The following is a 10182-nucleotide window of genomic DNA, read 5'->3' as shown; positions in this document are numbered from 1 at the left end:
CCCCACCACGAGCCCCCCGTTTTCGAGGGGATCCGCCCAGCGAGGGTCCTACCGATCTCGTCCTCCAGGAGCACGAGCACCAGGACCCGATCGAGGACCAGATCCCCATCACGACGCCACACACCTAGGCACTACTAGTGATCGAGGTCAGGTACACGCCCGTGCATTCCTCAAACGAGGGAGCCGGCGCGACACCTGTACGCCGTCAAGGTGCGGGTTTCCCGTTTCCCGGATCGAGGGCAACAGGCAACGGGATGTACCCAGGTATCTGGGATACCGGCGTGTCGGCGTGTCGTCCTGAACCTGGAGTGCGCAGGTATCTGCGATCACCGGTCGTCGGCGTGTCGGGATTTTGAGTGAGCTCTTGTATCTCTTCGAGATAGCCACCCGGGGCCACACGGTGAGCTCTTGTATCTCTTCGAGATAGCCACCCGGGGCCACACGGTGAGCTCTTGTATCGGAGCGCCGGCGGACGATTCCGGTCGATCTCGGACCCCGGCGCGAGGATGAGCGCATGGAGAACATCGAGGGCCAGGACCACGACATCGAGGTCGATCCCCGCGGCGGGTCGCTTCCCGGGATCGCGGCCGCACTCGCCCGACCGGCCGGGGCTGGCCTCGCGCACTGGGGCGGGCCGGCACCCCGCCGCGCGACCCCCACGACTGCGAGTGTCAAGGAGTGCCCGCCCTCGATCACTGATAGTGCCTAGGTTTGATCGGTCCGGTTCGATCGGTCCTCGGTCCCTCCGTTGAGGAATGCAGTGGCGTGTTCGGTGCTCCTGGTCCTCGATCTCGATGTGCTCCTGGTGGAAGTCCTCGGAGTCGACCTCGATCGAGTGGGCCTGGAATGCAGGAAGGCCCGCCCCAATGGGGCGGGCCTTCAGCAAGATCTTCAGTCCTCGTCTTCGGTGGGGATGTCAGCGAGCAACACCACTTCGACGTCGATGTGGCCGCGCCCGGGGGACCGGGTCGTCGTGGCCGTCATGATCTTCGTGCCCGTGGTCAGCGTGATGTCGTCGAGGGTCTCGGCGTCGAGGTGGTTCACCCACGCCTTCCAGTCCGCGCTCATCTCGTCAGCGGACCGGTACGGCACCGGTCGACCGATCAGCTTCGCGTTGGAGACGGACCAGTGCAGCACCGGCAGGTCCGCCTTGGCGGCGGCGGTCTCCAGGTCCACCAGGACCCGGGCCGAGAGCACCTGCCACCGGTGGCAGTCCATCCGGTTGCGTTCGTCGGGGGTCATCATGGAAGTTCCTCTCGAAGAGTCGAGGCGCGGCCTCTGACAGCACGCCCCGGCGTTTTTGGGGGAGTTAGAGGTCAGAGAGGGTGTCAGGAGTGTCTGACACCCTCTCTGACACCCTTCTGACAGTCGTTCTGACACCTGATCTGACAGGTGCTCTACACGCCCGCCAGGGCGCGGTCCTGGACCGCGATTTCGAACTTTCCGCCGTCGTGGTGGATGATCCGGCCGGCCTCGGTCAGGCGGTTCAGCTCCCCGATCCCCCAGGTGCGGGACCGGTCCACCCCGCGCTCCTTCAGGGCCGCGATCAGATCGTTGATGCGGAACTCGAACCGGCCTTCGCCCTCCCACGCGGCCAGTTGCGCGGCCAGTCGCTCCCGGCACTCGGCCGCGGTGAGCTTCGGCTCCGGGCGGGGCGGGAGCACGAAGTCGACCTCCCCTTCCTCGAACCCGATCTCGGAGTCGATGCCGATGTGCTCGACTTCCTCTTCCACGTAGTCGTCGCCGTCGTCCTCCTGGTCGTAGTCGTCGTAGTCCTCGGTCAGGGATTGGGGGGTGTCGGGCACGGTGGGCAGCTCCTCGATGTCGGGAACCTCGGTGCCGGCGTCGGTGGTGCGGGCCGCGAGGTATTCGGCGTAGGCCGCACCGAAGGCGCGGCGGGTGATCGGGTCGAGCTTGGCGTCCTGCTCGGGCAGAGCGGCCGCGGCCGCCGCCAGGTCTGCGTTGGAGGCGTTGTGGAACCGGATCGGAGTCGCGTGCCGTGACGGGTCTGCGGACTTGACCGCCGCGTAGGCGCACCCCTGCTTCCTGTCCGCCCACTGCTCCGGGGCGGCCCCGGCGTCGATGACCTGCTCGGGCAGCACCTTGGAGGCGTCCTCCTCCGGTGCCAGTCCGAGACAGATCCTGCTGTTGAAGTTGCTCCTGGCGTCGGTGTCGATGTTGGTGTACGTCGCCCTCTGGAGGCTCGCTTCCAGGTGGATCCCGGCGGACCGGGCCAGCTGTCCGAGGGTGACGATCTCCTCGATGTCCACGAGCTGTGCGGCCTCCTCAAGGAGGACATGGAGGAAGGTCAGGCCGCAGCCTTTCTCCCAGTTCCCCAACCCCTTGCTGCCCAGGTAGTCCGCCCGTGCGGTGACCGCCCGCTTGATGGCTCCCAGGAGCGCGCGGGTGTCCTTCATCGTGTAGGCCGGCCACAGGATCGCGCCTTCGACCGGCCCCAGGGTCTGCTTGCCCTTGGCCACGTCCACCGCCAGGACCACGGCGTCAGAGCGCGCCGCGACCCGGACGGCCTTGAGCTTGGCGTAGGTGGACTTGCCAGAGCCCGACGTGCCCACGGTCATCGTGTGGTGGTCGAACAGGTCGTCGGTGAAGGGGACACCGTCCTCGTACATGCCCAGGTCCAAGGGCGCGTCCGCGAGCGAGATCCCGACCTCCTTCTCGTCCAGGGCGTGCCATTCGATCGGGTCGCGCAGGACGTCGCGCTTGATGATGGTGACTTCGGCCTGCGAGCAGTCGTTGGGGTCCTCCACCGCCCGGACGGAGCGGCGCGGCAGCTTCAGGGCGGACGCGATCGCGGACAGGGACCCCTGGATCTCCTCCACCGTGTCGCCGGGGCGCAGCTGGACCACGCCCACCTTCCTGAGTTCGTTCTCTTCCTTGACCCGCATCCGGGTGCCCTTGAGGCCTACCGTCTCCGCGATCTCGTCCCAGGACGGGAGCGGTTTGTCGAACACCGTCTTCCCCGGTGTGCTCTGGGTCTTCTGCCAGGTGTGCACGTTGCTCATCCCCGCCAGCAGCCCGCCGCCCAGGATCAGCAGGTCGACCCAGGGCCGGCCCACCCCGGCGACGGTGGCCACCGCCATCCAGGCCGTGGCCCCGCCGGTCACGGCCGGAGCCATCACGGCGGCGTACCAGGTGCGTGCGCGGCACAGCCGGTGCGCCACCCAGGTCACCGCGCCGCCCACGGCGGTGATGCCGGCGGCAGCCAGACCGGTCGAGGCCCCGGCGTCCCCCCACGCCAGGTGCGCCAGCCACCCCACGGGGATCATCGCGGCCGTGGCCGCCCACGGCAGCACGTACCGGGCCGCCCCGGAGTCGCCGCTGCTGTTCTTCTTCGGCTTGGGTGCCACGTCCCAGACCTCGATGTCGTCCCACTTGCCCATGCCCGTCTCCTCCCAAGGCGGGAGGGGCGCACGATCGTGCGCCCCTCCTGGTCGTGCTATTCGCTGAGCTTGATGATCTTCTTGGGCTTCTTGCGGCGGGCACCCATGCCCATCTGGTCCGCGAAGTTCGTCTTGAGCGACCCCCAGGTGCGGGCGGCGGCCCCGCCCATCTGCCGGGCCTCCCGGGCCGCCTGCTTGAGGTGCTTGGCCACCTTGGCCGCCTTCCTCGCGATCACGACCCCGGTCTCTTCCTCGGTGGCCCCGGGCACCGCCCGCAGCCGCTCTTCGAGGTCCTGCGCCGCGAACTCCAGCTCGACGGCGAACTTCTTGGAGATGTCGCGGACCTTGGTGGTGTAGGTGTCGATGTCGGAGGCGGTGTCGAAGCTGATCCGGGAGAGCTTCTTGAAGAAGCGCTCCAGGTCCTGGTGGGCCGACTCGCGGTCGGCCTCGCTGACCTCGGGAGCGGCGGTGACGTCTTCGATGTCGTCAGACATGGGGGGTGCCCTTCTTCTTGTTGATCACGACGGCGATGAGGCCCCGGCCGGGGCCGTAGCGGCGGGTGCGGACTTCGTCGAGGCAGCGGCGCCAGGTGCGGCCCAGCCACGCGGCGACGGTGAGGATGTGGAACATCAGCGGGCGGCGGTCACCCGGCAGGCGGGCGGCGAGGTAGACGTCCAGGGCGAGGAAGGCCCGCCCGATCACGCCCATCACCGCGGCGGCGTAGTCGCGAGCGGTCATCCGGACACCTCCAAGACCTCGAAGCCGGGAAGCGGCATCTGATCCGCGCACAAGGCGCACCGCTCGGTGTCGGGGGTGCGGTGCCGCTTCGGCTCCCGGCACCGGTCCGCCTCAGGGACAGGTCGAAGGTCATCCATGGGAGCCCCCCGACTCCAGTTCCTTGCGGATCCGGCGGACCGTGGACACCCCGAGATCGAGCGCGGCCGCGACGTCAGCGTGGGTGGCGTCGGGGTGCTCGTACAGGAAGTCGGCCACCCGCTCCCTGTTCTTCAGCCCCTCCAGACGGCGCCGCTCCTGTGCGGTCAGCGGCCGGTCTTCATCGCCGTGCGAGCGGGGGCGCTCGGACGGGCTGACCTGCCCTTCCTCCGACTCGTCAGGGGCCTCGATCTCGCCGTGCGAGCGGGGGTGCTCGGACGGGCCGGGCCCGTGTGAGCGCAGGAACTCGGCGACGTCGTCGGCCAGGGCCTCGCCGTCCTCCCCGAGGGTGTCTCCGGGGGCTCGGCGGGGCAGAGTGCTCGCACGGGGCGTCTCCGTGTGAGCGGTCTGCTCGGACGGCTCCTTCTTCGTCGTGTCGATCTTGGTGATCGACTGCTTGATGGCGTCGGAGGCGGAGGTGTTGATCAGGTAGGTGAGTCCGGCGAAGAGCGCGCTCCCGAGGGAGCAGGCCACCCCGACCGGGCCGGTGCCGAAGTAGCTCCCCACGATCGAGATCAGCAGGGGCACGACCATCAGCGCCAGGAACAGGCGTCCGGTCCGATCGTCGACCTGCGTCCCGGCACGGGCCAGCAGGCCGCGCCAGACGATGACGGCCGTGGACAGGCCGGTCAGGCCCACCTCAGCGACCCACCCGACCGGCATCGGACCGCCCTGGGATTCGACCAGAGCCCCGAGTCCGATCGCGGACCCCACGCTCAGCAGCAGGGACGCGGCCAGTGAGACTCGGCCGAAGGTCTTCTGGTGGCGGCTCATGTCGATGATCGTGCGGGCCGGGGACGTCGCCCTCCGGGCCTGGTCGATGATCTCGGCCACCTGCGCCGCTTCCTCCGCCAGGCGCGCCTGCTCCTTGGCTTCGGCGAGCTTGCGGCGGTGGTCCGCCTGGAGAGCGGCCTCCAGGCGCTCAGCGGTCAGCGCGTCGTACTTCGCGCGGGTCGCGGGGTTGAGCGCCGGGTCCTCCAGCAGCTCCTGCCCCGGGATCGACTCCAGTGCCTTCGCGGCCTGCACCGTGCGCTGGATCTCTTCGGCGGTCACCGGCGACGACGGCTGCGGCGACGTGTCCTTCTTCCCCATCAGGCCCTCCCGACGATCAGGTCAGCGTGCGTGTGCACGTGGTGGACGGTCTCGGTGTCGTCGACGACGACCAGGCGTCCGGCGTCCTCACGAAGGAGTCGGCCAGTCACCACGTGCGTGATACCGGAGGTCGTGCGGCGGGAGACGGTGATCGGGTGCCGACCCAGAAGGAGGTCAGCGAGGGTGCGAAGACTCATGAGTGGTCCTTCCGGGAGAAGCGGGCGAGGGTGGCGCGGTCAGCGCGGGTGTCGATCCAGGGCTGACCGATGATCAGGTGGGTGAGCAGGTAGAGCACGGCCAGACCGGCCAGAGTGGTGAGCACGAACATCAGCGGCTCCTCCTTGCGCGGCGGCGACGGCGGGCGGCCTGGGTGATGACCAGTCGGGTGCGGCCCCAGCGGCGCAGGGTGGCGCGGGTGCGGCGGTAGCCGGCAGCGACTCGCAACGCTCCGATCACCAGCAGCACCACGAGCAGTGCGGTTCCGATCGCGACGGCCACGAGGTCTTCGGTGGGGGTGGTCATGCGCCCAGCTCCCAACCCGACTCGCCGTCCTCGTCTTCGTCGTCGAAGTTGTCGTCGTTGAGCGCGAGGAGCAGGACGTCCAGGACGCTGGAGACCGTGCCCACCAGCGCCATCCCCCACGGCAGCAGCCAGACGGCGTGGGGCAGGCCGCTGATCAGGAACCAGCCGCTCAGCACCACCAGGGCGACGGCCATCACGATCCGCTCCAGGGCCTGACGGGGCGACGCCGCCAGCACGACCACGATCACGCGGTTCCAGAGTTCGGTGCCGGTCACGCGGACCACCCCGCGATCTCGCCCAGGAGGTCGTCGAGGATGTCGGCCGCAGCTTCCAGTCGGGCGGCGCGCTCGGTGTCGGTCTCGCCGGCCACGGCCGGGGCGAACAGGAGCGGGTCGTGGGTGTTGTCGATGACGTGCGCGAGGGCGGACACGTCGAGGTCGAGGGTTTGGCCGCCCGCCCGGGGCGGCATGATGGTGGGACGTCGCATCTGCGTTACTCCAGTTCCGTGGGTGTGCGAGAGCCCCGCCCGGGTCACATCCGGTCGGGGCTCATTTCGTTGCGGGGGTCAGTCAGAGGGCGTCGGGCGTCAGGGACCAGAACTCCGTGGTGGCGTTGCCGCCCATGCCCTGCTCGTGGGCCTGTTCGAGCATCCGGGTGCGGATCTCCTCGAAGACCTGGTTGACCCGGCCCCCGACAGGGACGTCGATCGGGCCGCGCGATTCGACGATGGCGTGGTTCATGCTGTGGCCGCCGGTCTGGATCTTCAGGACCAGGACGTAGAAGTACGGCGCGGTGGTCTGCTCGGGCATTGGTTCTCCAGTTCGTTGACGTGGGTGTCCGCCCCACAGGACGGGTGGGACGGACAAGGGCTTCCGATCCCTGGTAGCCCCTGCCGCTTCCCGCGTGACCCGCTGTGCGGGTGGTCGGGAAGGACAGGCACCCCAGGGGGTGCGTGCCGACACACTGTTCAGTTCTCAAAGCTCAAGCACCTGCGGGCTTCCACGCGGTGGGCAGAGATCACCCCTGCTCACCGGAGTCCGTCACCGGGTATTACGTCTTTTCAGACGCTGTGCCTTGGGCACACTGGTATTACAACGTGGGAGACGTAATACGTCAAGTACCCTGGTAGAAATTGATGACGGAGGAACTGGAGGCCACATGAGCAAGTACGCCGAAATCGCAGGTCAGATCCGATCAGCGATCCAGCGCGGCGACTACGAGCGCGGCGCGACACTGCCCAGCGAGGAGACCCTCGCGGCGCAGCACGGCGTCTCACGCCCCGTGGTGAACCGCGCGATTCGACTTCTCAGGTCCGAGGGCCTGGTCCGGGTCGAGCGCGGCCGGGGGACCGTGGTGCACGAGATCGCCCCGATCCTGCGCAACGCCACCGCCCGGTACACGAAGGAGGCCCGCGAGCGCGGCCAGAGCCGCGGCGCTTTCGCCACCGAGGTCCGCGACCTCGGACACGAGCCGCACTCGGAACTCGTCGAGCTTGGGCCGGTCACTCCTCCCAGCGATGTTGCGGACTCACTCGGGTTCGAGGTCGACGAAGTGGCCGCTATTCGGCGGCGGCACATGCGCGCGGACGACACCCCGGTGCAGATCGCCACGAGCTATGTCCCGTGGTCGATCGCGGCTGGGACCCCGATCACCCAGGAGGACACCGGGCCGGGCGGGACCTACAGTCGTCTCGCGGATCTCGGCTACCCGGTCGCCCGGTTCAGCGAGCGGATCACCGTCCGCATGCCAGCACCAGACGAGGCCGTGGTCCTACGGCTCGCGGAGGATCAGCCGGTCTACGTGATCCACCACGTCGCGTTCACCGCCGAAGGGGCCCCCGTCGAGGTGACGGTGCACGTCATGCCGGTGCACCAGTGGTCGCTGGAGTACGACTGGGAAGTCGGTCAGTAGGCACGCCGAATAGGCCCGCCCCCGGTTGGGGGCGGGCCTTCGTCATGTCAGGCCAGAGGTGCCGGCCGACCTCGGTTCGGCAGCAGCTTGCGCTCTTGGTCGATCCAGTCCGCTGTCGAGTCGGCTGTCAGGTTGATCTTCGCCAGCAGCACCACCAGCTCAGCGACCCCGCCGGTCTCCACCGCGCGGAGGACCTTGTAGTCCATCCCGAGTCGGCAGACACGTGCCCACGCAGACGCGGACAGGTGCGCGCGTTCCTCGCCGTGCTCGTCCTGCTCCACGATCTCCGTGTCCGTTGGCTCTTCCTCATTCAGCCCCAGAGCGGACCGCAGGAACCTGGACCACTCCATGGCGCGGCAGCCCTTCGTGTCGCGCTCCCACTCGGCCCAGATCCCCCGGATCTTCCGCAGCTCCTTGCCGACATCCACCCCGATCTTGGCGAGACCTTCCATCTGGTCAGCCGTCATGTTCTGGAGCTTCCGGTACCTGGTCAGCAGCTCGAACGGGGTTTCGTTCGGCTTCCTGCCGTCGCCAGCCCCCATCTGGCGACCGGACTTGAGGTCACCACGGGCGATCTCCTGCCCGACGTGCCACCGACGCCCTTCCTCGTGCTCCTTGCCGTCCTGCACCTTGGCCACGTACTCACCGAGGGCTTCCGCGTCCTCTACCGAGGCGATGCGATCCCACTTGATGGCGTGCTTGCCCCCGGCCCGGAACCCGTGCTTCTCCGTCCACCTCTCCCACGAGCGCGACCACCGCTCCTGCATCCGCTCGAAGTCGGCAGCGGTCACCGCGGCTTCCGGGGTCATCTCGGAGCGGTCCCAGGACGGGTCCGGCACCGAGAAGTACTCCACCGGGGTCGGGTCCCACTCAGGCTTGACCCAGCCTTCGGGCCGGTCCTTCTTCCGAGGGATCGAGGGGCGCGGCGTCTGCCGAGCACCCAGGAAAAGCACCACATGAAGATGCGGATGCCAGCCGTGCGTGTCACCGAAGGTCGCCTCGATGCTCCGGACGAACCCCAGGACGCCCATACGCGCCCGCTCCCCCTGCCGGCCCCTCTTGGGATCACCGGCCCACTGAGAGCCGCTCAGGAGCGCCTTCCACGCGTCCTTGAGCCCTTCCAGGAGGTCTTCGAGGTCGTGCCGCCGGTGGTGCTGGAGAGTGAGCGTGACCATGTACGCGGTCCCACCCGACTGGATGTGGCGGACCAGCGCGGCCGACACCTCTTCCGACCGGTTCGCGCGGATCTTCGCGGAGCACACGGGGTCAAGCCAGATCTTCGAGCAGCGGGTGATCCCGGACACGTAGGCCCGGTCCCCCTTCGATCGGATGGTGACCCCGGCCCCGGAGTCCACCGCCCCGCGCCCGCAGCACTGGACACTCTTCTCACCGCTGATCTTCCACAAGAGCCGCCGGTTCGCGAACCGGTCGCTTCGCCGCTCCTCCGCCCGGTCTTCACGCATCTGACGTGCGGATTCCGCCGCACCAGACCCCTTCGCCACCTTGGCTGATGAGGGGGGGGGGAAACTCTGTTGCCCTATGGTTCGGACGCGCTCGTCCGTGGGGGGCTGAGGCGACCCGGCACGCGCGGGTGAGTGAGTGGTGGACGACTTCCCACGGGAAGTCTTCGCCCTGTCGGGCGAAACGGGTACGCTATGCATCACGATCTCGATCTAGACCGGTCACGCCGGTCGGGTCAGGCCGGATGCATATGGGGCGGCAACCCCGCATCCGGGCGAACACGAACACTGAACACATCTGAATCACTGATGACTTGGGCCGGACTCCACATCCGGCCCTTCGTCATGTCTGGGGCCATCCTGCCCCACTCCAGCGGCCCAGGGGCGCACATCCACACCCCGCCCTCTCCAGTCACACCCGAGACCGCGAAAAACGCCCAGGTCATCAGACCTGGGCGTCGTCACGAAAAGACATTCCCCTTCCGGGGGAGCCTCGGGAATCCAGGATGGGGAAGGGGACCGGCGGCCGGGTGCGGCGTGCACTGTGGCCAAGGTCCGGGGTGGCGCGGCCCCATCCCCTCATCCACCGGCGGTCAAGACCTATCCCACCCGGCGGCGGGAGTCACCTCCAGAACGCACCGGATGGCTGCGAGCTCGTTCCTCACTCGGTCCATCCGGCACGCCCTGGAGGCAAGCCCGAGCAAGCTCGGGTGACACCCACCACCGCGCGGGATCGCCCGAAGGGCGCCGACGGATGACGGGATGGACCCCCACCACGAGCCCCCCGTTTTCGAGGGGATCCGCCCAGCGAGGGTCCTACCGATCTCGTCCTCCAGGAGCACGAGCACCAGGACCCGATCGAG

Annotated in this window: 13 protein-coding genes; 1 reads left to right on the top strand and 12 read right to left on the bottom strand. The window is 68.6% G+C overall.

Annotation, left to right across the window (positions count from 1 at the left end; genetic code table 11):
- Window positions 1–891 precede the first annotated feature (891 nt).
- The 11 genes from ABZ717_RS27755 to ABZ717_RS27705 all read right to left on the bottom strand — a co-directional run bounded on the left by ABZ717_RS27755 (window position 892) and on the right by ABZ717_RS27705 (window position 6757).
- Entirely contained in the window at window positions 892–1245 is a 354-nt protein-coding gene (locus tag ABZ717_RS27755) for a hypothetical protein (protein WP_358515951.1), read from the bottom strand.
- Window positions 1246–1397: 152 nt separating this feature from the next.
- Window positions 1398–3401: a hypothetical protein gene (locus tag ABZ717_RS27750; protein WP_358515948.1), complete on the bottom strand. Its 2004-nt coding sequence runs from the start codon at window positions 3399–3401 to the stop codon at window positions 1398–1400.
- A gap of 56 nt (window positions 3402–3457) precedes the next feature.
- Window positions 3458–3895: a hypothetical protein gene (locus ABZ717_RS27745; RefSeq protein ID WP_358515946.1), complete on the bottom strand. Its 438-nt coding sequence runs from the start codon at window positions 3893–3895 to the stop codon at window positions 3458–3460.
- Window positions 3888–4139 carry a hypothetical protein gene (locus ABZ717_RS27740; RefSeq protein WP_358515943.1) on the bottom strand — a complete coding sequence of 84 codons (252 nt, stop codon included), beginning with the start codon at window positions 4137–4139 and terminating at the stop codon, window positions 3888–3890. The genes ABZ717_RS27745 and ABZ717_RS27740 overlap by 8 nt, the downstream gene beginning before the upstream one ends.
- Before the next feature lie 129 nt (window positions 4140–4268).
- On the bottom strand, window positions 4269–5426 hold the full coding sequence (locus ABZ717_RS27735) for a hypothetical protein (protein WP_358515940.1): 1158 nt from the start codon (window positions 5424–5426) through the stop codon (window positions 4269–4271).
- Window positions 5426–5623, bottom strand: a complete 198-nt coding sequence (locus tag ABZ717_RS27730; RefSeq protein ID WP_358515938.1) for a hypothetical protein — start codon at window positions 5621–5623, stop codon at window positions 5426–5428. The genes ABZ717_RS27735 and ABZ717_RS27730 overlap by 1 nt, the downstream gene beginning before the upstream one ends.
- Window positions 5620–5754, bottom strand: a complete 135-nt coding sequence (locus ABZ717_RS27725; RefSeq protein ID WP_358515935.1) for a hypothetical protein — start codon at window positions 5752–5754, stop codon at window positions 5620–5622. The genes ABZ717_RS27730 and ABZ717_RS27725 overlap by 4 nt, the downstream gene beginning before the upstream one ends.
- On the bottom strand, window positions 5754–5948 hold the full coding sequence (locus tag ABZ717_RS27720; protein WP_358515932.1) for a hypothetical protein: 195 nt from the start codon (window positions 5946–5948) through the stop codon (window positions 5754–5756). Before ABZ717_RS27720 ends, ABZ717_RS27725 begins: the two co-directional genes overlap by 1 nt.
- Window positions 5945–6223 carry a hypothetical protein gene (locus ABZ717_RS27715; protein ID WP_358515930.1) on the bottom strand — a complete coding sequence of 93 codons (279 nt, stop codon included), beginning with the start codon at window positions 6221–6223 and terminating at the stop codon, window positions 5945–5947. The genes ABZ717_RS27720 and ABZ717_RS27715 overlap by 4 nt, the downstream gene beginning before the upstream one ends.
- Entirely contained in the window at window positions 6220–6435 is a 216-nt protein-coding gene (locus ABZ717_RS27710) for a hypothetical protein (protein ID WP_358515927.1), read from the bottom strand. Before ABZ717_RS27710 ends, ABZ717_RS27715 begins: the two co-directional genes overlap by 4 nt.
- A gap of 82 nt (window positions 6436–6517) precedes the next feature.
- On the bottom strand, window positions 6518–6757 hold the full coding sequence (locus ABZ717_RS27705; RefSeq protein ID WP_358515924.1) for a hypothetical protein: 240 nt from the start codon (window positions 6755–6757) through the stop codon (window positions 6518–6520).
- Window positions 6758–7106: 349 nt separating this feature from the next.
- Here ABZ717_RS27705 and ABZ717_RS27700 point away from each other — a divergent pair, with 349 nt between their 5' ends.
- The gene (locus tag ABZ717_RS27700; RefSeq protein ID WP_358515921.1) at window positions 7107–7859 is read left to right on the top strand and encodes a GntR family transcriptional regulator; all 753 of its coding nucleotides are present in this window, start codon (window positions 7107–7109) and stop codon (window positions 7857–7859) included.
- A 47-nt stretch (window positions 7860–7906) separates the two neighbouring features.
- Here the strand turns inward: ABZ717_RS27700 and ABZ717_RS27695 are convergent, their stop codons facing one another.
- Window positions 7907–9322 (bottom strand): hypothetical protein, encoded by a 1416-nt coding sequence (locus ABZ717_RS27695; protein WP_358515918.1) that lies wholly within the window; start codon window positions 9320–9322, stop codon window positions 7907–7909.
- Between the last annotated feature and the right edge of the window lie 860 nt (window positions 9323–10182).

Source organism: Nocardiopsis sp. NPDC006832 (genome assembly GCF_040635885.1).
Taxonomy (GTDB): domain Bacteria; phylum Actinomycetota; class Actinomycetes; order Streptosporangiales; family Streptosporangiaceae; genus Nocardiopsis.
The sequence above is the reverse complement of the archived record's forward strand: the minus strand, read 5'-3'. Positions and strand labels throughout refer to the sequence as shown.

Excerpts from the sequence above, each read along its gene's own strand:
- ABZ717_RS27700 (WP_358515921.1), top strand. The coding sequence starts at position 7,107 with ATGAGCAAGTACGCCGAAATCGCAGGTCAGATCCGATCAGCGATCCAG.
- ABZ717_RS27755 (WP_358515951.1), bottom strand. The coding sequence starts at position 1,245 with ATGATGACCCCCGACGAACGCAACCGGATGGACTGCCACCGGTGGCAG.
- ABZ717_RS27705 (WP_358515924.1), bottom strand. The coding sequence starts at position 6,757 with ATGCCCGAGCAGACCACCGCGCCGTACTTCTACGTCCTGGTCCTGAAG.
- ABZ717_RS27750 (WP_358515948.1), bottom strand. The coding sequence starts at position 3,401 with ATGGGCAAGTGGGACGACATCGAGGTCTGGGACGTGGCACCCAAGCCG.
- ABZ717_RS27720 (WP_358515932.1), bottom strand. The coding sequence starts at position 5,948 with ATGACCACCCCCACCGAAGACCTCGTGGCCGTCGCGATCGGAACCGCA.
- ABZ717_RS27740 (WP_358515943.1), bottom strand. The coding sequence starts at position 4,139 with ATGACCGCTCGCGACTACGCCGCCGCGGTGATGGGCGTGATCGGGCGG.
- ABZ717_RS27710 (WP_358515927.1), bottom strand. The coding sequence starts at position 6,435 with ATGCGACGTCCCACCATCATGCCGCCCCGGGCGGGCGGCCAAACCCTC.
- ABZ717_RS27725 (WP_358515935.1), bottom strand. The coding sequence starts at position 5,754 with ATGTTCGTGCTCACCACTCTGGCCGGTCTGGCCGTGCTCTACCTGCTC.
- ABZ717_RS27745 (WP_358515946.1), bottom strand. The coding sequence starts at position 3,895 with ATGTCTGACGACATCGAAGACGTCACCGCCGCTCCCGAGGTCAGCGAG.
- ABZ717_RS27730 (WP_358515938.1), bottom strand. The coding sequence starts at position 5,623 with ATGAGTCTTCGCACCCTCGCTGACCTCCTTCTGGGTCGGCACCCGATC.
- ABZ717_RS27735 (WP_358515940.1), bottom strand. The coding sequence starts at position 5,426 with ATGGGGAAGAAGGACACGTCGCCGCAGCCGTCGTCGCCGGTGACCGCC.
- ABZ717_RS27695 (WP_358515918.1), bottom strand. The coding sequence starts at position 9,322 with ATGCGTGAAGACCGGGCGGAGGAGCGGCGAAGCGACCGGTTCGCGAAC.